The sequence below is a fragment of the Streptomyces sp. NBC_01474 genome (assembly GCF_035918215.1).
Taxonomy (GTDB): Bacteria; Actinomycetota; Actinomycetes; order Streptomycetales; family Streptomycetaceae; genus Streptomyces; species Streptomyces aureus.
In genome coordinates this window covers 3559969-3584131 of record NZ_CP109449.1, presented here as the reverse complement: position 1 = coordinate 3584131, position 24163 = coordinate 3559969, and the positions used below count along the sequence as shown (strand labels likewise).

25 protein-coding genes are annotated in these 24163 nt (G+C 70.6%); 19 read left to right on the top strand and 6 right to left on the bottom strand.

The window, feature by feature from the left end; translation table 11 throughout:
• The first annotated feature begins 36 nt into the window (after positions 1-36).
• Entirely contained in the window at positions 37-687 is a 651-nt protein-coding gene (locus OG758_RS16590; protein ID WP_326710733.1) for a thymidine kinase, read from the top strand.
• 27 nt (positions 688-714) lie between these two features.
• Here OG758_RS16590 and OG758_RS16585 read toward each other — a convergent pair whose 3' ends face one another.
• Entirely contained in the window at positions 715-1509 is a 795-nt protein-coding gene (locus tag OG758_RS16585) for a VOC family protein (RefSeq protein ID WP_326710732.1), read from the bottom strand.
• A gap of 252 nt (positions 1510-1761) precedes the next feature.
• On the opposite strand from OG758_RS16585, the gene OG758_RS16580 reads away from it, so the two are divergent.
• Positions 1762-2616, top strand: coding sequence for a sulfurtransferase (locus tag OG758_RS16580; protein ID WP_326710731.1), 855 nt, complete (start codon positions 1762-1764; stop codon positions 2614-2616).
• 110 nt (positions 2617-2726) lie between these two features.
• Here the strand turns inward: OG758_RS16580 and sepH are convergent, their stop codons facing one another.
• Positions 2727-3797, bottom strand: a complete 1071-nt coding sequence (gene sepH, locus OG758_RS16575) for a septation protein SepH (protein ID WP_326710730.1) — start codon at positions 3795-3797, stop codon at positions 2727-2729.
• A gap of 462 nt (positions 3798-4259) precedes the next feature.
• Between sepH and OG758_RS16570 the strand changes: the two genes are divergently transcribed.
• On the top strand, positions 4260-5579 hold the full coding sequence (locus OG758_RS16570; RefSeq protein WP_326710729.1) for a hypothetical protein: 1320 nt from the start codon (positions 4260-4262) through the stop codon (positions 5577-5579).
• Positions 5580-5585: 6 nt separating this feature from the next.
• Here OG758_RS16570 and OG758_RS16565 read toward each other — a convergent pair whose 3' ends face one another.
• Together OG758_RS16565 and OG758_RS16560 are read right to left on the bottom strand one after the other, a co-directional pair.
• Entirely contained in the window at positions 5586-6947 is a 1362-nt protein-coding gene (locus OG758_RS16565; RefSeq protein ID WP_326710728.1) for a D-arabinono-1,4-lactone oxidase, read from the bottom strand.
• Entirely contained in the window at positions 6874-8145 is a 1272-nt protein-coding gene (locus tag OG758_RS16560) for an MFS transporter (RefSeq protein ID WP_326710727.1), read from the bottom strand. Before OG758_RS16560 ends, OG758_RS16565 begins: the two co-directional genes overlap by 74 nt.
• Before the next feature lie 106 nt (positions 8146-8251).
• Between OG758_RS16560 and OG758_RS16555 the strand changes: the two genes are divergently transcribed.
• Complete coding sequence (locus OG758_RS16555; protein ID WP_326710726.1) at positions 8252-9388, top strand: ferrochelatase; 1137 nt, start codon at positions 8252-8254, stop codon at positions 9386-9388.
• Positions 9389-9398: 10 nt separating this feature from the next.
• On the top strand, positions 9399-10196 hold the full coding sequence (locus OG758_RS16550) for an inositol monophosphatase family protein (protein ID WP_326710725.1): 798 nt from the start codon (positions 9399-9401) through the stop codon (positions 10194-10196).
• Positions 10197-10299: 103 nt separating this feature from the next.
• Here OG758_RS16550 and OG758_RS16545 read toward each other — a convergent pair whose 3' ends face one another.
• Positions 10300-10473: a hypothetical protein gene (locus OG758_RS16545; RefSeq protein WP_326710724.1), complete on the bottom strand. Its 174-nt coding sequence runs from the start codon at positions 10471-10473 to the stop codon at positions 10300-10302.
• Between the two features lie 323 nt (positions 10474-10796).
• Between OG758_RS16545 and OG758_RS16540 the strand changes: the two genes are divergently transcribed.
• The 4 genes from OG758_RS16540 (at position 10797) to OG758_RS16525 (ending at position 14438) form a co-directional block, all read left to right on the top strand.
• On the top strand, positions 10797-11450 hold the full coding sequence (locus OG758_RS16540) for a response regulator transcription factor (RefSeq protein WP_055544891.1): 654 nt from the start codon (positions 10797-10799) through the stop codon (positions 11448-11450).
• 6 nt (positions 11451-11456) lie between these two features.
• On the top strand, positions 11457-12701 hold the full coding sequence (locus OG758_RS16535; RefSeq protein ID WP_326710723.1) for a sensor histidine kinase: 1245 nt from the start codon (positions 11457-11459) through the stop codon (positions 12699-12701).
• A 461-nt stretch (positions 12702-13162) separates the two neighbouring features.
• A complete protein-coding gene (locus OG758_RS16530; protein ID WP_030357326.1) occupies positions 13163-13459 on the top strand; it encodes a DUF4193 domain-containing protein in 297 nt (98 codons plus the stop codon).
• A 13-nt stretch (positions 13460-13472) separates the two neighbouring features.
• Positions 13473-14438, top strand: a complete 966-nt coding sequence (locus tag OG758_RS16525; RefSeq protein ID WP_326710722.1) for a hypothetical protein — start codon at positions 13473-13475, stop codon at positions 14436-14438.
• Between the two features lie 6 nt (positions 14439-14444).
• Here the strand turns inward: OG758_RS16525 and OG758_RS16520 are convergent, their stop codons facing one another.
• A complete protein-coding gene (locus OG758_RS16520; RefSeq protein WP_266559003.1) occupies positions 14445-14891 on the bottom strand; it encodes a DUF3093 domain-containing protein in 447 nt (148 codons plus the stop codon).
• Between the two features lie 58 nt (positions 14892-14949).
• Between OG758_RS16520 and OG758_RS16515 the strand changes: the two genes are divergently transcribed.
• From OG758_RS16515 to OG758_RS16470, 10 genes are all read left to right on the top strand, one after another.
• Complete coding sequence (locus OG758_RS16515) at positions 14950-15534, top strand: PaaI family thioesterase (protein ID WP_116508891.1); 585 nt, start codon at positions 14950-14952, stop codon at positions 15532-15534.
• A complete protein-coding gene (dut, locus tag OG758_RS16510; RefSeq protein ID WP_100591168.1) occupies positions 15531-16058 on the top strand; it encodes a dUTP diphosphatase in 528 nt (175 codons plus the stop codon). The genes OG758_RS16515 and dut overlap by 4 nt, the downstream gene beginning before the upstream one ends.
• A gap of 1 nt (position 16059) precedes the next feature.
• Entirely contained in the window at positions 16060-16827 is a 768-nt protein-coding gene (locus tag OG758_RS16505; protein ID WP_326710721.1) for a DUF3710 domain-containing protein, read from the top strand.
• A 302-nt stretch (positions 16828-17129) separates the two neighbouring features.
• Entirely contained in the window at positions 17130-17363 is a 234-nt protein-coding gene (locus OG758_RS16500; RefSeq protein WP_326710720.1) for a hypothetical protein, read from the top strand.
• A 117-nt stretch (positions 17364-17480) separates the two neighbouring features.
• A complete protein-coding gene (locus OG758_RS16495; protein ID WP_326710719.1) occupies positions 17481-18707 on the top strand; it encodes an alginate lyase family protein in 1227 nt (408 codons plus the stop codon).
• Positions 18708-18779: 72 nt separating this feature from the next.
• The gene (locus OG758_RS16490; protein ID WP_326710718.1) at positions 18780-19523 is read left to right on the top strand and encodes an ABC transporter ATP-binding protein; all 744 of its coding nucleotides are present in this window, start codon (positions 18780-18782) and stop codon (positions 19521-19523) included.
• 143 nt (positions 19524-19666) lie between these two features.
• Positions 19667-22222 (top strand): sensor histidine kinase KdpD, encoded by a 2556-nt coding sequence (locus OG758_RS16485; RefSeq protein WP_326710717.1) that lies wholly within the window; start codon positions 19667-19669, stop codon positions 22220-22222.
• A complete protein-coding gene (locus OG758_RS16480) occupies positions 22219-22902 on the top strand; it encodes a response regulator (RefSeq protein ID WP_266558987.1) in 684 nt (227 codons plus the stop codon). Before OG758_RS16485 ends, OG758_RS16480 begins: the two co-directional genes overlap by 4 nt.
• 41 nt (positions 22903-22943) lie before the next feature.
• Positions 22944-23354 (top strand): OB-fold nucleic acid binding domain-containing protein, encoded by a 411-nt coding sequence (locus tag OG758_RS16475; protein ID WP_326710716.1) that lies wholly within the window; start codon positions 22944-22946, stop codon positions 23352-23354.
• 3 nt (positions 23355-23357) lie between these two features.
• Complete coding sequence (locus tag OG758_RS16470; protein WP_326710715.1) at positions 23358-24098, top strand: DUF3159 domain-containing protein; 741 nt, start codon at positions 23358-23360, stop codon at positions 24096-24098.
• Positions 24099-24163: the final 65 nt, after the last annotated feature.

Below are 24163 nucleotides of genomic sequence, written 5' to 3'. Positions count from 1 at the left end.
CGCCCCCCACCACCGCGGAAAGGTCCTCAACTCCCCATGCCCGAGCTCGTGTTCTTCTCCGGAACGATGGACTGCGGAAAGAGCACCCTGGCTCTCCAGATAGAGCACAACCGCTCGTCGCGCGGCCTCAAGGGCATGATCCTCACGCGCGACGACCGGGCCGGTGAGGGCAAGCTCTCCTCGCGTCTCGGCCTCGTCACCGACGCCGTCGAGGTCGCCGACGAGCTCGACGTGTACGCGTACGTCGTCGACCAGCTGTCCCAGGGCGGCCGAGTGGACTACGTCATCGCGGACGAGGCGCAGTTCCTCGCCCCCGCCCAGATCGACCAGCTCGCCCGCGTCGTCGACGACCTGGGCCTCGACGTCTACGCCTTCGGCATCACGACCGACTTCCGGTCCAAGCTGTTCCCCGGTTCCCAGCGCCTGGTCGAACTCGCCGACCGCGTCGAGGTCCTCCAGGTCGAGGCCCTGTGCTGGTGCGGCGCCCGCGCCACGCACAACGCCCGCACGGTCGGTGGCCGGATGGTCGTCGAGGGTGCCCAGGTCGTCGTCGGGGACGTCGACCGGAGCGACGACGAGGTCGGCTACGAGGTCCTGTGCCGACGCCACCACCGCAAGCAGCTGACAAGCGCCACGGCACACGCGGCGGCCCTGTCTCCCGAAGTGCTGCCGATCGCTTCGGCCTGAACCGCCGCTGACCTCCGCCAGGAGGCCCTAGGGCCTTTCGTCCTCCTCGCGCGGCGCCGACCGTACGAGGGTGAACACCGCGCCCTCCGGGTCCGCGACCGTCGCCAGGCGGCCCTGGGAGCCGTCGCGCGCGGGCTTCAGGACGTGGCCGCCGAGCTCCTCGACCAGGGACACCGACTCGTCGACGTCCGCCACCTCGAAGTACGTCATCCAGTGCGCGCCCCGGTCGCGCGGGAGCGCCTGGCCCACGCCGTGCACCGACGCCACCGGGCTGCCGTTCAGATGCAGCGTCAGATAGTCGAAGTCGGCGGAGACGACGGCCTCCTCCTCGTAGCCGAAGGTCACTTCGTAGAACTTGGCGACGCTCGCAGTCTCCTGGGTCACGAGCTCGTTCCACGCCGGCGCCCCCGGCACCCCGGTGAGCGCCATCCCCAGATGCTCGGCCGCCTGCCAGATGCCGAACACCGCGCCCGCAGGGTCCGACGCGATGGCCATCCGGCCCGCCTCCCCGGCGTCGATCGGGCCGACGCCGACCGTGCCGCCGCAGTGGCGGATGCTCTCGGACGTGGCGTCCACGTCGTCCGAGGCGAGGTACGGGGTCCAGGCGACAGGCAGATGGCGGTCGGGCGGCATCTGCCCGATCCCCGCCACCTCGTGACCGTCGAGCAGGGCCCGCACGTAGGGGCCGAGCTGCTGCGGTCCCGGCCGGAACTCCCAGCCGAACAGAGCCGCGTAGAACTCCTGGGTCGCCGCCATGCCGTGCACCATGAGACTCACCCAGCACGGGGTGCCCGGCGCGCGCCTGGCTGCTGCCTCGGTCATCGTCACTCTCTCCTCGGAACAAAATCACGTGTCGCAACGCGCCCGAGCTGATGCTGGCACTCCATGGCCGCGCGACGCTCATCGGCCGCGCCGCCACGGACAGACTCCTCGCACGAGGATGCCCGGTGAGATGTCCGTATCAATTGCCGCGCCATGGCCTCGCGATGTCCGGTCGGTCAACGCTCGGTAGTCGATCGTGCACGCTAGCCGACCGACGGCGCTCGGGCCAGACCATGAGCAAGGATGGCCCTCATGAATGCCATCATCTCCGCAACCGAACTCGCGAGCGAGTCGGCGGGCGGGAACCCGCCGGTCATCCTCGACATCCGCTGGCAGCTGAGCGCGGCCAAGGCCGCAGGGGCCCCGGCCTTCGACGGACGGGCCGCATACGAGGCCGGACACATCCCGGGCGCGGTCTACGTCGACCTCGACGCCGACCTCGCGGGACCGGCCGGAGCGGCCGGCCGGCATCCGCTGCCGGACGTCGCGTCCTTCGGCGCCGTGATGCGGCGGGCCGGCGTGTCGGCCGACCGGGACGTGGTCGTGTACGACGGCGGACAGGGCTGGGCCGCCGCGCGCACCTGGTGGATGCTGCGCTGGACGGGTCACCCGTCCGTGCGAGTGCTGGACGGCGGTCTCGGTGCGTGGGAGGGCCCGCTGGAGACCTCGGTGCCGTCGCCCGTGCCGGGCACCTTCGAGCCCGCGCCGGGCGCCGTGGGGCTCCTGGACGCCGACGGGGCGGCCGCGCTGGCCCGCTCGGGGGTCCTGCTCGACGCCCGCGCCGCCGAGCGCTACCGGGGCGACGTGGAGCCGATCGACCGCGTCGGCGGCCATATCCCGGGCGCGGTGTCCGCTCCGACGGCGGAGAACGTGGCACAGGACGGCCGTTTCCTGCCCGCCGAAGCGCTCGCCTCCCGCTTCAAGTCCCTTGGTGCGTCCGGGGATTCGGGCGAGGTGGGCGTGTACTGCGGCTCCGGCGTCTCGGGCGCCCACGAGGTGCTCGCCCTCGCGGTGGCGGGCATCGACGCTGCGCTGTACGTCGGTTCGTGGTCCGAGTGGTCCTCGGACGAGTCACGCCCCGTGGCGACCGGCCCCGATCCTCAGTAGGGCATCGGCAGTTGAGAACGCGAGAGGAGGCCCGCACCGATGTGGCGCGGGCCTCCTCTGCATGCCGTTCGTGTTCTGCGTACGCCTCGCGTTCTCCGAACGGCTTGTGGCTAGTCCTGCTTCTTGCGGCGGGTGCCGAAGACGATCTCGTCCCAGCTCGGCACGGCCGCGCGCCGTCCGGGACGGACCCCGTCGGCCTCGGCCTGGCGGTCGGTGGTGCCGGTGAGACGGTCCCGGTGTCCCGCGACGCTGCGGGGCATGAGGACGTCCGCGTAGGCGGAACCCGCTCCCGCGGACGCGGCGGGAGCCGGCGGCTCCTCCGCCTCGGAGGGCTCCGGCTCGTCCGTGATGGGCTCGGGTGCGGGCACCGTGGGGCGCTCGGGGACCACGATGTCGCCGCGGTAGCTGGGTACGGCTTCCAGAAGGCTGGTCAGCGAGTCACGCTCGGCGGCGGAGACGGCCGTCGGGCTCTCCTCGGTGATCTCCGGTACGGGGGCCGGCGACGCGGGGCGCTCCAGCTGCCGGTCGAGGGCCCGGTCGAGCGGGCGGTCGCGGGGCAGCCTCGCGATGCGCGGCACGAACGGAAAGCTGGGTTCCGGCGTGGCGATGTCGTCGGTCTCGCCGATGAGCGAGCGCGCCTCGTCGTCTACGGCCTGGACGAGCCGCCGGGGCGGGTCGTACGTCCAGCTCGCCGAGTGCGGCTCACCCGCGACCAGGTAGACGAGCAGGACTTCCCAGGTGCCGTCGTCGCGACGCCAGGAGTCCCACTGGACGGTCTCCCTGTCGGCGCCGCGCAGCACCAGACGCTCCTGCACCGCCTCGCCGAGCTGGGGGCCCGCGTTCTCGCCGGGGCGGCGCACGGGGGTCTTCCTGGCCCGCTCGGCCATGAAGGCACGCTCGGCGAGGACAGGGCCCTCGAAGCGGCGGACGCGGTCGACGGGGATGCCGGCGAGCTGGGCCACCTCCTCGGCGGAGGCACCGGCACGTATACGCGCCTGGATGTCGCGGGGGCGGAGATGGCTCTCCACCTCGATCTCGATCTGGCCGAGGCGCGGACGGTCGCCGCGCACGGCGGCCCGGAGGCGCTCATCGATCGGAAGCGTGTACTCCGTGCTGTCCGCAGCCTTCAGCACCAGCCGTGTGCCGTCGTTAGAGACGGCCACGACACGCAGTTCGGGCATGGGGACCTCCCGGGTGGTGCCTGCCGACGTCACGTGCGTCGCTGCTTCCGCTAGTCGAGTGTGGCCTGCCCGGGTGCAGCCTGCCACAACCTTGCCGAGTTGCCCGGCGTGTCGGGCCTGGGCCCTGGATCGCCGTTATGGCACGGTTACCTGTTCGCAACGCTAAGTCACCGAGCTCGTCACCCTGTGCAACGAACCCCCTCCCGGCGGTCCTGGAAGGCCCCGGGCACCCTGACGGGAGACCGGACCCAGGGCTCGCAACGGTACTCCATTCGGGCCACTCGGGTGGACCGGCACGCCATCGAAGTTCTCATGGGGGACGGGAGTTGGGTACGGGGCATCACTCGTTCGGGGTTCACCGACGTGGCGTGCTTCACGGAATCCCCTGAAACGGAACTAATCACTTCGTGCACCCGTCCCTATCTCGTGAAGTAAGTCGAGAAAGGCAGGCAAGGGTCGGAGATGGGCGAGAAGCCGAAAACCTCCCAAGATGCACAAGAAAAGCCCAAGGGGAAGCGGCTCGACCTGAATCTGCCCCAGGTGGCGGGCAGTGCCGTGGCCGCCGTGGTGGCGGCCAAGCTGGCCGCCGGGCTCGGTGTGTACGGGACGATCGTGGGCGCGGGAGTCGTGAGCGTGCTGGCCACCTGCGGCGGCTCGCTCTTCCAGCACTTCTTCCGGCGCACGGGCGAGCAGATACGCGATGTCGCCGGCCAGGCGATACCGAAGGGCCGGCAGGTCCCGGTGACGGAGGACGGGCGTCCGGTACCGGAGACCTTCCGGCCCGACGTGGTCGCTGCTTCCGTGGTGCCGCCCGCGGCCACGACGGCGTTGCGGACGGACGTGCTCCCGAGGACGACGACCTGGGGGATGGGCGGTGCGCCGGCGCAGGATGCCGACGCGACGACTGTCCTGCCGGCGCTGGACGCCGAGCGGACGCGGTTCCTCAAGGCGGGTGGCGGTGACCCGGATCGGACGCAGCTCCTCACGGCCGCCGCTGGTGACTCGGATCGGACTCAGCTCCTCACGGCCGAACGAGGTGGTCCGGAGCGGACGCGGTTCCTCAAGGCGAGTGGCTGTGATCCGGATCGGACGCGGCTCCTGACGGCCGGTGGTGGTGATCCGGACCGGACCCAGCTCCTGAACGCAGGCGTCGGCGGTGGCGATCCGGAGAAGACCCAGTTGCTCAGGGCCGGGGGCTGGGCCGGTGGTCCGGAACTGCCGCCTCCGCCGGGCGACTTGGGCGACGGGTTCACCGACGGGCTCATCGACGGACTCCCTGACGAGTTCACCGAAGGGACCACGCACCGCGCGCGCGTGCGGAGCTGGAAGCGGCCCCTCGTCGCCGCTGCCGTGGTCTTCGGAGTGACCATGGGCGGCATCACGACGTACGAGCTCGCCTCGGGGCAGAGTTTCAGCGGTGACGGCCAGCGGACCACGCTCCGCGAGGCCTTCACCGGCGGAGGCGCCCCCTCGCCCCGCAACGACGACACCCCCGTGCCGAGCACCTCGCAGGAGCCGTCGGACAGCAGCAGCTCCGGGACACAGAGCGGCACCCCGCAGGACGGCAGTGGGGGGCGCAAGGGCGTCACCGAGGAGCCCACGCCCACGCCCAGTGCGAGCGAGGACTCCCACACCGGTCACGACAACGGCTCGGGCAGCGGTTCCGGTACCGGCGGGGACAAGTCCACGCCCACGCCGACCCCGACGCCCACTCCGAGCACCTCGCAGAGCAGCGACGGAGCCGACGTGCCGCAGCAGCAGGACGAGACGCCCACGCAGTGAGCGCGGTCAGTCGCCGATGACCCGCCGCAGATAGTCGTTGGCGAACAGGCGGTCCGGGTCGAGGCGGTCGCGCAGCTCCGTGAACTCGCCGAAGCGCGGATAGACCGTCGAGAAGTAGTCCGCGTCGCGCGTGTGCACCTTGCCCCAGTGCGGCCGGCCCTCGTGCGCGGTGAAGATGCGCTCGGCCGCCGTGAAGTAGGCCTGGTACGGGGTGCCCTTGTACATGTGAACGGCGATGTACGCGCTCTCCCGGCCGGACGCCGTGGAGAGCGCGATGTCGTCCGCGGGGGCCGTGCGGACCTCGACGGGGAAGCTGATGCGCAGGTTCGAGCGATCGACCATGGACTTCAGCTCGCGCAGCGTCTCGACGAGGGCCGCGCGCGGAACGGCGTACTCCATCTCCACGAAGCGGACGCGGCGCGGGGACGTGAAGACCTTGTAAGGGATGTCCGTGTAGGTGCGGGCGGAGAGCGCGCGGCTGGAGATCTTCGCGATCGACGGGATCGTCGAGGGGACCGCGCGGCCGAGTGAATTGACCGCCTGGAAGAGGCCGTTCGACAGCAACTCGTCCTCGAGGAAGCTGCTGAACCTGCTGACGGGGGCTTCCGGCCCGGCGCTGCGGTTGTTGCGCTTGGTGTTGCAGTTGCCGGTGTGCGGGAACCAGTAGAACTCGAAGTGCTCGTTCTCCGCGTACAGCGCGTCGAAGTTGCTCGTGACCCTGTCGAAGGTCATCGGCTCCTCGCGGGCGGTGAGCAGGAAGATCGGCTCCACGGCGAACGTGATCGCCGTGATGACGCCGAGGGCACCGAGTCCGATCCGCGCGGCCGCGAAGACCGCACGTTCTTCTGCGGTCCCCTTGTCCGAGCAGGTGAGGACCGAGCCGTCGGCGGTGACCAGTTCAAGGCCCTTGATCTGCGCGGATATCGACGCCGATTCGCGGCCCGTGCCGTGCGTGCCGGTGCTCGTGGCACCCGACACCGTCTGCTCCATGATGTCGCCCATGTTCGTGAGCGACAGGCCCTCGCGGGCCAGGGCGAGGTTGAGTCGCTTGAGCGGGGTGCCCGCCTCCACCGTGACGGTGCCGGCTTCGCGGTCAATATTGCGGATGCCGGTCAAGAGTTGAGGGCGTATCAATACACCGTCAGTCGCCGCAGCCGCGGTGAACGAGTGCCCCGTACCGACGGCCTTCACCTTGAGGCCGTCGTCGGCGGCCGCGCGGACGGCCGCCGAGAGCTCCTCCACCGACGCGGGCGTCACCTCGCGGACCGGCCGGGCGGTGACGTTCCCCGCCCAGTTACGCCACGGTTCGTTCCGTGTCCTGGCCTGCCGGGCTTGCGTCGTTTCGCTGCCCGAGTTCCCCGTGCTCATTGGTTCCTCCCCGCTGCGGCACCGGCTGCTTCAGCCGGCGGTACCCCAGGAACCCGACCGCCACCGCGACGGCGCCGGCCACGGCCGGAACCCCGTACCCGGCCTTCGCGCCGGCGGCGTCGATCACCCAGCCGGCCGCGGAGGAGCCGAGCGCGACACCGACCGCGAGTCCGGTGCTCACCCAGGTCATGCCCTCGGTCAGTTTCGCGCGTGGTACGTGCTGCTCGACGAGAGCCATCGTCGTGATCATCGTCGGTGCGATGGACAGGCCCGCGACAAAGAGCGCCACGGCCAGAAACGGAAGGTTCCCGACCAGTAGGAGGGGGATCATACTCACGGCTGTCGTGCACACACCGACCAGCCACCGGCGTGCGGGCGCCCCCTTGAAGTGCAACAGCCCGAAGACCGCTCCCGCGGCGCAGGAACCCGCCGCGTACACCGCGAGCACGAGACTGGCCGCCGCCTTGTGGCCCTCGTCCTCGGCGAAAGCGACGGTCACCACGTCCACCGCGCCGAAGATCGTGCCAGTTGCCACGAACGTCGCCACCAGGACCTGAAGACCGCGCGACCTCAGGGCGGACCCCCCGGAGTGCTGTCCGCGCGGATGCGGCACCGGCTCGGTCGCACGCTGCGCGGTCAGCCAGAAGACACCGGCCGCGAGGAAACAGCCCGCGAGAAGGGGCCCCGCCTCCGGGAACCAGGCGGTCGACAGACCGATCGAGATGATCGGCCCGAAGATGAAGCACACCTCGTCGATGACGGACTCGAAGGAGTACGCGGTGTGCAGCTGAGGCGTGTCCCTGTAGAGGGCCGCCCAGCGTGCCCGGACCATCGAGCCGACGCTGGGCACACAGCCGATCAGGGCGGCGAAGACGAACAGCGTCCAGTCCGGCGCCTCGAACTTCGCGCACAGCAGCAGACCGGCGACGGCGACGAGCGAGACCAGGGCGGCGGGCCGCAGTACACGGCGCTGCCCGTGCCGGTCTACGAGGCGTGAGATCTGCGGACCGATGGCCGCCGCCGAGAGCGCCACGGTGGCCGACAGGCCACCCGCGAGCCCGTATCGGCCGGTCAGCTGGGAGACCATCGTGACGATCCCGATGCCCATCATCGACAGGGGCATCCGGCCCAGGAACCCGGCGACCGAGAAGCTCTTGGTGCCGGGCAGGGCGAATATGGCGCGGTAGGGGCTGGGCAAGTCGTCTCCGGTAAGGCGCGTAGGTGGCCAAGACAGCTTACGGGTCCCGGGGCTTAGGGGCATGGCCGTTTTCCGCCTGTCAGTGACGGGTGGCAGGATCAAAGGCATGTCCGATGCGCTCGATCCCACGCCCTTCGACGGCTACGACGCCCTGCTGCTGCTCTCGTTCGGAGGCCCCGAGGGCCCGGAGGACGTGGTCCCGTTCCTGGAGAACGTGACGCGTGGCAGGGGAATCCCCAAGGAGCGGCTCAAGGAGGTGGGGCAGCACTACTTCCTGTTCGGCGGGGTCAGCCCCATCAACGAGCAGAACCGCGCCCTGCTGGACGCGCTCCGCAAGGACTTCGCGGACCACGGCCTCGACCTGCCCGTCCACTGGGGCAACCGGAACTGGGCGCCGTACCTGACGGACACCCTCCGCGAGATGGTCACCGACGGCCACCGGCGCATCCTCGTCCTCGCGACCAGCGCGTACGCGTCGTACTCGGGCTGCCGCCAGTACCGCGAGAATCTCGCGGAGTCCCTCGCCGCCCTGGAAGCGGAGGGGCTCGAAGTGCCGCGCGTCGACAAGCTGCGGCACTACTTCAACCACCCCGGCTTCGTGCGCCCCATGATCGACGGTGTCCTGAGGTCGCTCGCCGACCTCCCCGACGACGTGCGGGACGGCGCCCACATCGCGTTCACGACGCACTCCATCCCGACCGCGGCCGCCGACGTCTCCGGGCCGGTCGACGACCACGGCGACGGGGGTGCCTACGTGAAGGAACACCTGGACGTCGCGCGCGTGATCGCCGACGCGGTCCGTGAGGAGACCGGGGTCGACCACCCCTGGCAGCTCGTCTACCAGTCGCGGTCCGGCGCCCCGCACATCCCGTGGCTGGAGCCCGACATCTGCGACCACCTCGAGGAGCGGCACGGCGCCGGTGTGCCGGCCGTCGTGATGGCGCCCATCGGGTTCGTCTCCGACCACATGGAGGTCCTCTACGACCTCGACACCGAGGCCACGGCCAAGGCCGCCGAGCTCGGCCTCCCGGTGCGCCGCTCCGCCACGGTCGGCGCGGACCCCCGCTTCGCCGCCGCGGTCCGCGACCTCGTCCTCGAGCGGTCCGCCGCCGAGCGCGGCCGGGCCGTCACGCCGTGTGCCCTGGGCGCGCTCGGCGCGAGCCACAACGTCTGCCCGGTGGGCTGCTGCCCCTCCCGTGCCCCCAAGCCCGCGGCCGCGGGCGCCGACAGCCCGTACGCGTAAGGATCCCGACGTGACAGACCTGAAGGCCGAACTCCTCGAGGTCGCCCTGGAGGCCGCCGCCCGCGCCGGGACCTTCCTGCGCGACGGCCGCCCCGCCGACCTCGGCGTCGCCGCCACCAAGACCAGCGCCGTCGACGTCGTCACGGAGATGGACATCGCCTCCGAGAAGCTGATCACCGGCTTCCTCGCCGAGCGCAGGCCGGACGACGGCGTCCTGGGCGAGGAGGGCGCGAGCACCGAGGGCAGCAGCGGGATCACCTGGGTGATCGACCCCATCGACGGAACGGTCAACTACCTGTACGGGCGCCCCGAATGGTCGGTCTCGATCGCCGCCCGCCTGGGCGACGAGACTCTCGTCGGGGTCGTCGCGGCGCCCCTGCGCGGCGAGACCTACCGTGCGGTCCTCGGCCAGGGCGCGTTCGTGAACGACCGCCCGGCACACGCGCGCGTGGCGCCCCCCTTCGAGCAGGCGCTCGTCGGCACGGGATTCGGCTACCTCGCCGCACGCCGGGCCCACCAGGCCGATGTCGTACGGGAGTTGGTGCCCCACGTGCGCGACATCCGGCGTGGCGGTTCGGCCGCCATCGACCTCTGTGACGTCGCCGTCGGACGCCTCGACGCGTACTACGAGCGCGGCCTGAACCCCTGGGACCTGGCGGCCGGAGACCTCATCGCCAGGGAGGCGGGCGCGCTCACCGGCGGCCGTCCCGGTGAGGTGCCGTCCGGAGAGCTGACGATCGCGGCGCCGCCCGGACTCTTCGAGCGGCTCCAGAGCCGCCTTGAGGAGCTCGGGGCCTGGCACGACTGACGCACAGCGGCCTGCCGAGCGCGCAGGAAGCACGGGAACGGCACGAGAAAGGGCCCCGGCGCCTGCCTGGATCGACCAGGCGCCGGGGCCCTTCCGTACTGCGTCAGACGCGCGCGACGCCGAGCTCCACGCCGTGCTCGGCGGCGAGCCGATGCAGGTCGTCCAGCTCGTCCTGCTCGATCTCGACGAGGAATTCGTCGCCCGTCTCGCGAGCCCGGCTCAGGTCGGACTCGGTCGCCTTGATGCGCTGCAAAATTCCTGCGGTGAATGCGTCCATGGTTGCGCCCCCTCGTCCTGGGTCGTGGGTCGGTGGCACGGGGGTGTGCCCTCGGAAGGGGCGATCACGTCTCACACCGCCCTGCGGAAAGCGGGTCGTGGTACGCCACATACAAAGCGTGATCGCGGGTGTAAATCCGTCCTCCCCGCGCTCACTTACGCAGAAACCTCGACCGGCCAGAAAATCCCGCATTCCCGGGGCGCCCCATCGCCTTACAGCCGGTTTATGGCCGAAAGGGGCAGGATGGAGCCCACACTCCACGACCCGGACCTGCTCACAGGTGCTCAGAACCTGCCCGCAGGTCACACAGGAAGGACAGCGACGTGCGCGTACTCGTCGTCGAGGACGAGCAGCTGCTCGCCGATGCGGTGGCCACCGGACTTCGCCGGGAGGCCATGGCCGTCGACGTCGTGTACGACGGTGCGGCCGCCCTCGAACGCATCGGCGTGAACGACTACGACGTGGTCGTCCTCGACCGGGACCTCCCGCTCGTGCACGGCGACGACGTCTGCCGCAAGATCGTCGAACTGGGCATGCCGACCCGCGTCCTGATGCTGACCGCCTCCGGCGACGTCAGCGACCGCGTCGAGGGCCTCGAGATCGGCGCTGACGACTACCTGCCCAAGCCGTTCGCGTTCAGCGAGCTGACCGCCCGTGTGCGGGCGCTCGGACGCCGTACGAGCGTGCCGCTGCCGCCGGTCCTCGAACGCGCGGGCATCAAGCTCGACCCGAACCGCCGCGAGGTCTTCCGCGACGGCAAGGAGATCCAGCTCGCACCCAAGGAGTTCGCCGTCCTCGAGGTCCTGCTGCGCAGCGAGGGCGCGGTCGTCTCGGCCGAGCAGCTCCTGGAGAAGGCCTGGGACGAGAACACGGACCCCTTCACGAACGTTGTCCGGGTCACCGTCATGACCCTGCGCCGCAAGCTCGGAGAGCCCGCCGTCATCGTGACCGTGCCCGGCTCCGGATACCGGATCTGATCCCCTGTGGCCTCGACACCGGCGCCACCGGCCGCGCCTCCGAAACCCACATGGGACCCCAGAAAAGCCGAGCCGCCCTACCCGTGGCTGCGCCCGACCATCCGCATACGCCTCACCCTGCTGTACGGCGGCATGTTCCTGATCGCCGGCATCGTGCTGCTGTCGATCATCTATCTGCTCGCCGCGCAGGCGCTGAACGTCGGCAGCGACCTGCCGTTCACCGTCACGAACGGCTCGGTGAGCAGCGGTACCTGCCGTAACTTCTCGGGCCTCCCCGACCACCCCACGACGAGCCAGCTCAACTCCGCGCTGAACGAGTGCGTCAACGAGATGCGTCAGCACGCACTCGACAACCTCCTCAGCCGCTCGCTCCTCGCCCTGCTCGGCCTCGCCGTGATCGCGTTCGCCTTCGGGTACGCGATGGCGGGCCGCGTCCTGTCCCCGCTGGGCCGCATCACGCGCACCGCGCGCCGGGTGGCCGGCACGGACCTGTCGCGGCGCATCGAGCTGGACGGTCCGGACGACGAGCTGAAGGAGCTGGCCGACACCTTCGACGACATGCTCGACCGCCTGGAGAGAGCCTTCACCGCGCAGCAGCGGTTCGTCGGCAACGCGTCGCACGAGCTGCGCACCCCGCTCGCGATCAACCGCACGCTCCTGGAGGTCCACCTCTCCGATCCCGGGGCGCCGATGGAGCTCCAGCAGCTCGGCAAGACGCTGCTGGCGACGAACGAGCGCAGCGAGCAGCTCGTCGAGGGCCTGCTCCTGCTCGCCCGCAGCGACAACCAGATCGTGGAGCGCAAACCGGTCGACCTCGCCGAGGTCGCCTCGCAGGCCATCGACCAGGCCCGCTCGGAGGCCGACGCGAAGGGCGTCGAGATCCGCGGCGAGCGCAAGGAGGCCGTCGTCCAGGGCAACGGCGTACTCCTGGAGCGCATCGCCCTGAACCTCGTCCAGAACGCCGTCCGGTACAACGTCCCGGAGGGCGGCTGGGTCGAGGTCACCACCGAGGCCCAGCACGGTCAGGCGGTCCTCGTGGTGTCCAATACGGGGCCCGTGGTGCCCGCGTACGAGATCGACAACCTCTTCGAGCCGTTCCGGCGACTGCGCACCGAACGCACCGGGAGCGACAAGGGAGTGGGGCTCGGCCTGTCGATCGCCCGCTCGGTGGCGCGCGCTCATGGGGGCCGTATCATCGCGGAGCCGCGTGAAGGGGGTGGGCTCGTCATGCGGGTCACCCTGCCGATCTGAGGCCTCCGAGACGCGGGTCACCCGCCGATCCGGGCCTTTCGAGATGCGGGTCGGCGACCGATCTGAGATGCTTCCGCCGACGTGCCGGAGGAGTTCGCTTTTAGCGGAATTTTCGGGACCTGATCCCGCGAAGACCGTGTGTGATCGATCACAAGGGCGAATTTCCGGCCATCTACTCTCCGTGATCGCAAAAGCCCTCGGAAAGCCTGGAAAATCCGGGTTTTCAGGGGTCCTGATCACGGGAAGTACACGGGGTGGCGCCCGTGGAGCGCGACCTTTGGACCGTGTACGGTCCCGATCGCCATCCAACCCGATCACTCATGGGGGATCCGGTTGGGTGTCGATTGAGTAACAGACCTTGATGTGAGGCAAAATCTCCGCCTCAGGTCGGGCACAAAGTCCGGCCTCCCGCGCGTTGTGCGCTGGAGACACCGCATACACCCAGAGGGGGAGAGCGACACATGGCAACGGATTACGACACCCCACGCAAGACCGACGATGACGTCAACGAGGACAGCATCGAGGAGCTCAAGGCTCGTCGGAACGACAAGTCGACCTCGTCGGTCGACGTCGACGAGTTCGAGGCCGCCGAAGGCCTGGAGCTCCCGGGCGCCGACCTCTCGAACGAGGAGCTGGCCGTCCGGGTCCTGCCCAAGCAGCAGGACGAGTTCACCTGCATGAGCTGCTTCCTGGTGCATCACAGGAGCCAGCTGGCCCGCGAGAAGAACGGCCAGCCGATCTGCCGCGACTGCGACTGAGGCAGGGTCGGCCGTGACTGGCTCGACCCCGCCCTGGAAGCGCCGCTCCCGGAAGGACCGGGAAGCGGACGGTGGCCCGTCCGACGACGGCGTGCGTGACGACGAGCGAGGCTCTTCCCCCACAGGAGCAGCCTCGCTCGAGGACGCGGACGACCAAGAGGTGGCGGGCGACCTCGCGGCGGCGGGATACAGCGACGTGCCCGCCGTCTCCACCGCGGGTGACCAAGCGCCGATCGGCGGCCGTGCACAGGTCGCCAGGCGACGTGTGGCCGCCGTCAAGGACGGCGTCCGTAAGAGCGGCACCGCCGCCAAAGCAGGACTCGGCTATCTCGCCGACCGGATCATCGAGAACGCGCCGCGCGTGCCGGTGCGCGATCTGGCGACCCTGCGCAGACAGTTCCCCGGCCTGAACGCCGAACAGCTCGCCGACAAACTCGTCGCGGGCGCCGCCAACGCCACCTCCACCGTGGGTGCGGGGATCGGCGCCGCCGCGATGATGCCCGTACCTCCCGCGATGCCCGCCGAGCTGGCGGCCGAGATCACCGGCGTCGCAGCCATCGAGATGAAGCTGGTCGCCGAGCTGCACGAGGTCTACGGAGTGCGCCCGCCCGGAGCCCTTAAGGACCGCAGCGCCGCCTATCTGGCCTCGTGGACCGAGGAGCGCGGCATCGAGGTGACGAAGCCCGCGACGATCAATGCGGCGCTCGGCGGCCAGATGAAGCGCGAGCTGCGCCAGCAGATCATGAAGCGCATGGTGCGCAACCTGCCGAACCTGATGCCGTTCATGGTCGGCGCCGCGGTCGGGGCGGTCATGAACCGCCGCGACACCAAGAAGCTCGCGGGGCGGATCCGCAAGGACCTGCGCAAGATCCAGGTTCCCTGGGACGCCCTGCCGGAGCTGCCGCCCCTGGAGCGCCCCAGCGACCCGCACCCGCTGATCCCGGGCGACGCACCCGGGCCCAAGGAGCTCGGAAGCTGACCGGCGCTACTTGCCGAGCGCCTTCGCCAGCCCCTTCGGGTCCCGCGTCGACAGATACACGTAAGGGGTCGGGTCCTGCGGGTCGATGACGTCCACGCGCAGGGCCGTCGGGACATAGCTGCGGAGCAGCATGAAGGCGCGCGGGTCGGCCTTGTGCGTGCGCCAGGCGCGCGCCCCCTCGGCGTCCAGGACCTCCGCGTCACCCAGTGCCGACAGCGGGATCTTCGCGTCGCCGGCGACCAGCGAGTCCGCCACGACACGGATGCGCACGGAGCCGTACGAACTCGTCACCACCGCCGCCGCGGCCGTCCCGCCGACCAGCCCCCCGAGCAACGGCAGCGTGCCGAACGGCAGCAGGATCAGGGCGCAGGCGACGCCGAGCAGGAGTGAGACGAGCCACCACGAGCGGGGGGCGGTGAGGCGTTCTTCGAACGGTGCGGTGGAGAGCTCCATGCGGTCAAGCTTGGCACGGTGCGCTTTCTCCCAGGACGCGCGGGTAAGGTCTGCGCCTGTGAGTGGTACTTCTGCAGCTCTGACGCCCCCCGCCGACGCCATAGCGCCCGTGCGGCACCCCGATGCCCCCGCACCCGGCGAGCTCCTCGGCGCGCACTACGGACACTGTTTCGGATGCGGCGACGAACAGCCCCACGGGCTGCATCTGGCAGCTCGCGCGCAGGACGGCGTCCGCGTCACCGCCGAGTTCACGGTGCGGCCCGCCCACCAGGGGGCCCCCGGTCTCGCACACGGCGGAATCCTGGCCACCGCCCTCGACGAGACGCTCGGCTCGCTGAACTGGCTGCTGCGCGTCATCGCGGTGACCGGCCGGCTCGAGACGGACTTCGTGCGGCCCGTGCCGGTGGACACCGTGCTGTACCTCGACGCCGAGGTCACCGCCGTCGCGGGCCGCAAGATCTACTCGACCGCCACCGGCCGGATCGGCGGCCCCGACGGGCCCGTCGCGGTCCGCGCCGACGCCCTCTTCATCGAGGTGAAGGTCGACCACTTCATCGACAACGGCCGTCCGGAGGAGATCCAGGCGGCCATGAGCGACCCGGACCAGGTCCGGCGCACCCGTGCCTTCGAGGTGAACCCGTGACCCGAGCTCCTCTCGACGTGCTGATCAGGCGCGTCGACCCCGACGTACCGCTGCCCTCGTACGAGCATCCCGGTGACGCGGGCGCGGACCTGCGGACCACCGAGGCGTGCGAGCTCGCGCCGGGCGAGCGGGCCGTACTTCCCACGGGGGTGTCGATCGCGCTGCCCGAGGGGTACGCGGCCTTCGTGCACCCGCGATCCGGACTCGCCGCCCGTTGCGGTGTCGCCCTGGTGAATGCCCCAGGGACGGTGGATGCCGGGTACCGTGGAGAGATCAAGGTGATCGTGGTGAATCTCGACCCGCGCGACAGCGTGCGGTTCGAGCGCTTCGACCGGATTGCCCAACTGGTCGTCCAGCAGGTCGAGAAGGTGCGCTTCCAGGAGGTGGCGGAGCTTCCCGACTCGGCGCGGGCCGAGGGGGGCTTCGGGTCCACCGGTGGTCATGCCGCCGTGGGACCGGGCCCGGGTGGGCATCAGGGTGGGAATCGATACGCATCGGTCGTATCCGACCGGGAAGGACAGTGACGTGTTCGGACGTCGCAAGAAGAACGGCGCCGCCGATGACGCGGCGGGCGAGGCCGAGCAGGTCGTCGACGGCGTAGCCGGCGACAGCGACGCGGGCGAGGGCGAGCCGCAGCGCGTGCGGCTCGAGCCCGAGCCGCGTCCCGACGGCCCCTGGGACGCCTCCGAGGTCCGCGAGCCCGGCGAGGGCCGCGTGGACCTGGGCGGACTCTTCGTCCCCGGAGTCGAGGGCATGGAGCTGCGGGTCGAGGTCGCGGGCGACGCGATCGTCGCGGCCACCGTCGTCCTCCAGGACAGCGCAGTGCAGCTCCAGGGCTTCGCCGCCCCCAAGAAGGAGGGCATCTGGGGCGAGGTCCGTGAGGAGATCGCCTCGGGCATCACTCAGCAGGGTGGCGTGATCGACGAGGTCGAGGGTCCGCTCGGCTGGGAGCTGCGGGCCCAGGTGCCGGTGCAGCTGCCGGACGGCACGGGCGGCTTCCAGGTCGTCCGGTTCATCGGCGTCGACGGCCCCCGCTGGTTCCTGCGCGGAGTGATCTCCGGGCAGGGCGCGGTGCAGCCGCAGGCCGCCGGGCTCCTCGAGCAGATCTTCCGGGACACCGTCGTGGTCCGCGGTGAGGGCCCGATGGCCCCGCGCGACCCGATCGTCCTGAAGCTGCCGGACGACGCGCAGATGGTCGCCGAGGGCGTGCAGCAGGAGCCGCAGGAAGGCTCCCGGTTCGCCGGCGGCATGGGGCAGCTGGCGCGCGGCCCCGAGATCACCGAGGTGCGCTGAGCCGCACCCTTACCGCCATCGATGGGCCGCACACTCCACCGGAGTGTGCGGCCCATCGGCGTTGCGTGGCTCGGCAGTTCAAGGCTGTCCAGACCATTGCGAGGCCTTCGCGCAACTCCTTGACGAGCTGCTATGCGCCGCGCGCCGGGGGACGGGGGCTCGTGGACGTACGGCGGGTGCCTGCCGTGGTGCGGGGTCACCGTGTCGCCGACCCGCACGGTTCCTGAGTCCAGTTCGCGGCCCCGTGCCGCGCCAACGAGGAGCTGGGCGCGACGGTTCTGGTCGTCACGTACGAACCGCTCGTGTCCGGCAGGGTGCGCCGCGCGGTCCGTATCCGCGACGGCCGCGCCTCGACGGAGACCTTGCGCGAACGCGGGGGAGAGGGTGAGGAGTTCACGGTTCTGGACCGGGCGGGCACGCTCCCGCTGCCGCGGGACTGCGTGGAGCGGTACGGGCTGTGCGGCCGGGTTCGGCTCACGGGTGAGGCGGGCCACGTGGGTGTATGGCCGGATCGCGGCGACCGCTCCGACGGCTGAACTGCGGCTCTTTCTTCACCTCTTGACGGAGGGCTGGTACGTACCTAAGGTCTGCGGCCAACACCCGTGTTCATAAAGGTACTTCACGTTCACGTAGAAGAACGGATGGCCCCCCACATGCCGAACACACCGGCCCCCGCCCGCCACCGGCGCAGACGACGCGCCGCCCTGCTCGCCACCCTGGCGACGACCACCACCGCACTCGTCGCCACCCTCCTCGCCTGGCCCGGCGCCGACCGCGCCGACGCCGCGCCCGCCACCTTCGCCCACCCGGGCGTCGTCGTCTCCAAGGGGCAGCTCGACTTCGCCCGCGACAAGGTCGACGCCGGCGCCCAGCCCTGGAAGGGCGCGTACGACCAGATGCTGGCGAGCAAGTACGCCTCCCTCACCCGCACCGCCAAACCCCGCGCCACCGTCGAGTGCGGCTCCTACTCCAACCCCAACTACGGCTGCACCGACGAGCGTGAGGACGCGATAGCCGCGTACACCGACGCCCTCGCCTGGTACATCACGCGCGACGACCGCTACGCGAAGAAGTCCATCGAGCTGATGGACGCCTGGTCGGCCACCATCAAGGAGCACACCAACAGCAACGCGCCGCTCCAGACCGGCTGGGCAGGTTCTTCCTGGCCCAAGGCCGCCGAGATCATCAAGTACACGTACACCGGCGGCTGGGCGAACGAGGGCCGTTTCCGGACGATGCTGCGCGACGTCTATCTCCCCAAGGTCATCAACGGCTCCAACTCCAACGGCAATTGGGAGCTGTCGATGATGGAGGCCGCCGTCGGCATCTCCGTCTTCCTGGAGGACAGGACGTCGTACGACAAGGCCATGGCCAAGTTCCGTACGCGCGCGGCCGCCTACGTCTACCTCGCCTCGGACGGCGACCTGCCGAAGACCGTGCCGAGCCAGAACCTCGACACCAAGGCCAAGATCGTCAGCTACTGGCAGGGGCAGTCCACCTTCGTCACCGGCCTCACCCAGGAGACCTGCCGCGACTTCACGCACACCGGATACGGCATCTCCGCCATCTCCCACATCGCCGAGACCAGCCGCATCCAGGGCCAGGACCTGTACGGCACCGACGTCGGGCAGCGCCTCCAGCAGGCCCTCGGCTTCCAGGCCAAGTACGAGCTGGGCGAGGCGCCGCCGAGCTGGCTGTGCGGCGGGTCCGTCACGCGCGGACTCGGGCCCGTCACCGAGGTCGGCTACAACGCGATGCACACCCGCCTCGGCAACGCCATGACGAACACCCAGAAACTCACCGAGCAGAACCGCCCGGCGGGCTCCAACAACCTGTTCGTCGCCTGGGAGACCCTGACCCACGCCGAGAACCCCAACTGATCCGGGCCATTGCCCGGCCGGGCGCCGCGTGACCATACTGGCGCCCGGCCGGGGAACGCACGGGGAGCGCACATGAGTGAGAGCACGGAAGCGGGGACCGCCGTCCTCGACCAGGACGGCGGCGGCCCCATGGTCGTCATCGAGGACCTGCACCGCTCGTACGGCACCGGGGCCGCGGCCGTGCACGCCCTGCGCGGCGTCTCCTTCGAGGTACCGCGCGGCGAACTCGTCGCCCTCAAGGGCCGCTCGGGATCCGGCAAGACGACGCTCCTCAACCTCGTCGGAGGGCTCGACGAACCCGACGGCGGGCGCATCATCGTCGATGGACAGGACCTCTCCGGACTCGGCGAGAACGGCCTCCTGGAGCTGCGCCGTGACCGCATCGGCTTCATCTTCCAGTCCTTCGGCCTGATCCCGATCCTGTCCGCCGCCGAGAACGTCGGGGTGCCGATGCGGCTGCGCAAGGCCGACCCCCGCGAGCGCGAGGAGCGCGTCGAGCTGCTCCTCGCCCTCGTCGGCCTCGCCGACCACGCCAAGCAGCGCCCCGGCGAACTGTCCGGCGGCCAGCAGCAGCGCGTCGCCATCGCCCGCGCGCTCGCCAACCGGCCCGCCCTCGTCATCGCCGACGAACCCACCGGCCAGCTCGACGCCGAGACCGGACTCGCCGTCATGGAGCTGCTGCGCGCCGTCGTCCGCAGCGAACACGTCACCGCGCTCGTCGCCACCCACGACGCGGCGCTGCTCGACCTCGCCGACCGGGTCCTCGAACTGCGCGACGGCGAGATCACGGAAATCGCGGCGTCGGGGCAGCGCTGACCGAAACGCCGCCGGTGCGGAGTGGCCCGCATCAGAGTTGCGTCAAAGACGCACGTCCGCGGCCCCCTCGCCCCATTTGCCGCAATTGGTGGCCGTAGGGTCGACGCTGCGTACAACACGTGCAGCGGGAAGACAATGGGGCCATGGGACGCGGCAAGCTTCGGATCTACCTCGGTGCGGCACCGGGCGTCGGCAAGACCTACGCGATGCTCTCCGAGGGCCACCGCCGTATCGAGCGGGGCACGGACTGCGCCGTCGGCTTCGTCGAGCACCACGGCAGGCCCCGTACGGAGGTGATGCTCCACGGCCTCGAACAGATCGCCCGCAAAGAGCTGACCTACCGCGGCGCCGTCTTCACCGAGATGGACGTCGACGCCGTACTCGCCCGCCGCCCCGAAGTCGCCCTGGTGGACGAACTCGCCCATACGAACGTGCCCGGCTCGCGCAACGCCAAGCGCTGGCAGGACGTCGAGGAACTCCTCGCGGCCGGCATCGACGTCGTGTCCACCGTCAACATCCAGCACCTGGAGTCACTCGGCGACGTCGTCGAGTCGATCACCGGCGTGCGCCAGCGCGAGACCGTCCCCGACGAGGTCGTGCGCCGCGCCGACCAGATCGAACTGGTCGACATGTCGCCCGAGGCGCTGCGCCGCCGCATGGCCCACGGCAACATCTACAAGCCGGACCGCATCGACGCCTCCCTCTCCAACTACTTCCGCCCCGGCAATCTCACCGCCCTGCGCGAACTGGCCCTGCTCTGGGTGGCCGACCGCGTCGACGAATACCTCCAGCAGTACCGCGGCGAACACAACATCCGCTCCACCTGGCAGGCCCGCGAGCGCATCGTCGTCGGCCTGACCGGCGGACCCGAGGGCCGCACCCTCGTCAGGCGCGCGGCGCGGATGGCCGCCAAGGGCTCGGGCAGCGAGATCCTCGCCGTCTACATCGCCCGCAGCGACGGCCTCACCGCCGCCTCCCCCAAGGAGCTCGCGCTCCAGCGCACCCTCGTCGAGGACCTGGGCGGCACCTTCCACCACGTCATAGGGGACGACATACCGGCCGCGCTCCTCGAGTTCGCACGCGGCGTCAACGCGACCCAGATCGTGCTGGGCTCCTCGCGCCGCAAGACGTGGCAGTACATCTTCGGACCCGGCGTCGGCATGACCGTCGCCCGCGAGTCGGGCCCCGACCTCGACGTGCACATCGTCACGCACGAGGAAGTGGCCAAGGGGCGCGGCCTCCCCGTCACACGTGGCGCGCGCCTCGGCCGCTCCCGCATCATCTGGGGCTGGCTCATCGGCGTCGGCGGGCCCGCCCTGCTGTCCCTCGCGCTCACCCATGTCGCCACCGATCTCGGCCTCGCGAACGACATGCTCCTCTTCCTGTCCGTGACGGTGGCCGCCGCCCTCGTCGGCGGTCTCCTGCCGGCGCTGGCCTCGGCCGCCGTCGGCTCGCTCCTCCTGAACTACTTCTTCACGCCGCCGCTGCACCTGTTCACCGTCGCCGACCCCAAGAACATCGTCGCCATCGTGATCTTCGTAGGGGTCGCGGTGTCGGTCGCCTCCGTCGTCGACCTCGCGGCCCGGCGTACCCACCAGGCAGCAAGGCTGCGGGCCGAGTCCGAGATCCTCTCCTTCCTCGCCGGCAGCGTCCTGCGCGGCGAGAACAGCCTCGACGCGCTGCTCGACCGGGTCCGCGAGACCTTCGCCATGGACTCCGTCGCCCTACTCGAACGCGCGAGCGACGTCGAGCCGTGGACCCGCGCAGCCAGCGTCGGCCCGCACCCCGTGGAACGCCCCGAGGACGCGGACGTCGACATGCCGGTCGGCGACCACATGGCGCTCGCCCTGTCCGGCCGGGTGCTGCCCGCCGAGGACCGCCGCGTCCTCGCGGCCTTCGCGGCCCAGGCCGCCGTCGTCCTCGACCGCCAGCGCCTCCAGTCCGAGGCGGACCAGGCCCGCACCCTCGCCGAGGGCAACCGCATCCGCACCGCCCTGCTCGCCGCCGTCAGCCACGACCTGCGGACCCCGCTCGCCGGCATCAAGGCCTCCGTCTCCTCCCTGCGCTCCGACGACGTCGCCTGGTCCGAGGAGGACCAGGCGGAACTCCTCGCCGGCATCGAGGAGGGCGCCGACCGCCTCGACCACCTCGTCGGCAACCTCCTCGACATGTCGCGCCTCCAGACCGGCACCGTCACCCCGCTGATGCGCGAGATCGATCTCGATGAGGTGGTCCCGATGGCGCTGGTGGGCGTCCCCGACGGCAGCGTCGACCTCGACATTCCGGAGAGCCTGCCCATGGTCACCGTGGACAAGGGACTCCTGGAGCGCGCCGTCGCCAATATCGTCGAGAACGCGGTCAAGTACAGCCCCGAGGACGAGACGGTCCTCGTGGCGGCCAGCACACTCGGCGACCGCGTCGAGGTGCGCGTCGTGGACCGCGGTCCCGGTGTCCCCGACACCGCGAAGGACCGCATCTTCGCCCCGTTCCAGCGTTACGGTGACGCACCGCGCGGCGCCGGAGTGGGCCTCGGCCTCGCCGTCGCGCGCGGCTTCGTCGAGGCGATGAGCGGCACGCTCACGGCGGAGGACACCCCCGGCGGGGGCCTGACCATGGTCCTCACGCTCACCGCCGCGACCGGCCACCCGACGGCCGGCCGCACCAGCTCAGCCATTGCTCAGAGAGGCAGGTACGCATGACCCGGGTGCTCGTGGTCGACGACGAGCCGCAGATCGTGCGCGCCCTCGTCATCAACCTGAAGGCGCGCAAGTACGAGGTGGAGGCCGCGGCCGACGGCGCGGGCGCGCTCCAGCTCGCCGCCGCGTTCCACCCCGACGTGGTCGTGCTCGACCTGGGCCTGCCCGACATGGACGGCGTCGAGGTGATCAAGGGCCTGCGCGGCTGGACCCGCGTACCGATCCTGGTGCTGTCCGCGCGCCACTCCTCCGACGAGAAGGTCGAGGCGCTCGACGCGGGCGCCGACGACTACGTCACCAAGCCGTTCGGCATGGACGAGCTCCTGGCCCGCCTGCGCGCCGCGGTCCGCCGGGCCGAGCCCACCGGCGGCGGCGAGGACGAGGGCATCGTCGACACCGACGACTTCACCGTCGACCTGGCCGCGAAGAAGGTCAACCGCGACGGCCGCGACGTACGCCTGACCCCCACCGAGTGGCACCTCCTGGAGGTCCTGGTCCGCAACACGGGCCGCCTGGTCAGCCAGAAGCAGCTCCTCCAGGAGGTCTGGGGCCCCTCCTACGGCACCGAGACGAACTATCTGCGCGTCTACATGGCCCAGCTCCGCCGCAAACTGGAGTCGGACCCCTCCCACCCGCGGCACTTCATCACGGAGCCCGGCATGGGGTATCGCTTCGAGCGCTGACCCGCTCATCCGTTGTCCCCGCCCCCCGGTACGCTTGATTTATGAGTGCTGTCCCTCGTTCCGATACGCCGTCCGAGAAGCCGGTAGGCCGCTTCCGGCGCATGCTCGACCGGCTGTCCTCCTCCCAGGAGGATCTGGAGTCGGAAGAGCTGCGCGAGGACTCGCAGACCACGGGCTGTACCCGCATCGGGGACTGCCAGGACCGGCAGATAGTCACCGTTACTGGTACCTTGCGCACGGTCACCCTCCGACCACGTGCCGGAGTCCCGGCCCTGGAGGCGGAGCTGTTCGACGGCTCCGCGGCTCTGGACGTCGTATGGCTCGGCCGCCGGTCCATCGTCGGCATCGAACCGGGCCGCAAGCTGATCGCTTCCGGACGGGTCTCGATGAGCCGGGGCCGTAGGGTGCTCTTCAACCCGAAGTACGAACTCAGACCGCTCGGACGGGAGTAGCCGGTGACGTCCCTCGACAAGCCGACCGCGGATCAGGACTCCGACTCGAAGGCGGTGACCGAGGCCGCCCTCTTCGAGGCCTTCGGCGGCGTGCGGGGCTTGGTGGAGACCGTCGTTCCCGGTCTCCTCTTCGTGACCATCTTCACGATCAACAAGGACCTGCACATGTCGGCCATCGCGGCCCTCGCGGTGTCCCTGGTCCTGGTCGTGGTCCGCCTGGTCATGAAGGGCACCGTCAAGCACGCCTTCAGCGGCGTCTTCGGCGTGGCCTTCGGCGTCGTCTTCGCGATGATGACGGGCAACGCCAAGGACTTCTACCTGCCCGGCATGCTCTACACGCTGGGACTGGCCGTCGCCTACATCGTCACCACGCTGTGCGGGGTGCCGCTGATCGGCCTGATCCTGGGACCGGTCTTCAAGGAGAACCTCTCCTGGCGCACGCGCAACCCCGGCCGCAAGAAGGCCTACGCGAAGGCCAGTTGGGCCTGGGGCCTGATCCTGCTCGCCAAGTGCGCGATCCTCTTCCCGATGTACTGGTGGGCGGACACCACGAAGTTCGGCTGGGTCCTGATCGCTCTGAAGATCCCGCCGTTCCTGCTCGCCGTCTGGCTGACCTGGGTCTTCCTGGCGAAGGCACCCGCGCCCATCGACGTGTTCGCGGAGATGGAGGCGGAGGAGAAGGCCGAGAAGGAAGCGAAGGCTGCCCGCAAGGAGGGCGCAGCGCGCCATCGCCGGGAGGTATGAGGCTCGTTCGCGGCTGCGGGTGAGTGGGGGCGCTTGTCGCGCCCACGCGGCGGAGCCGCACATGT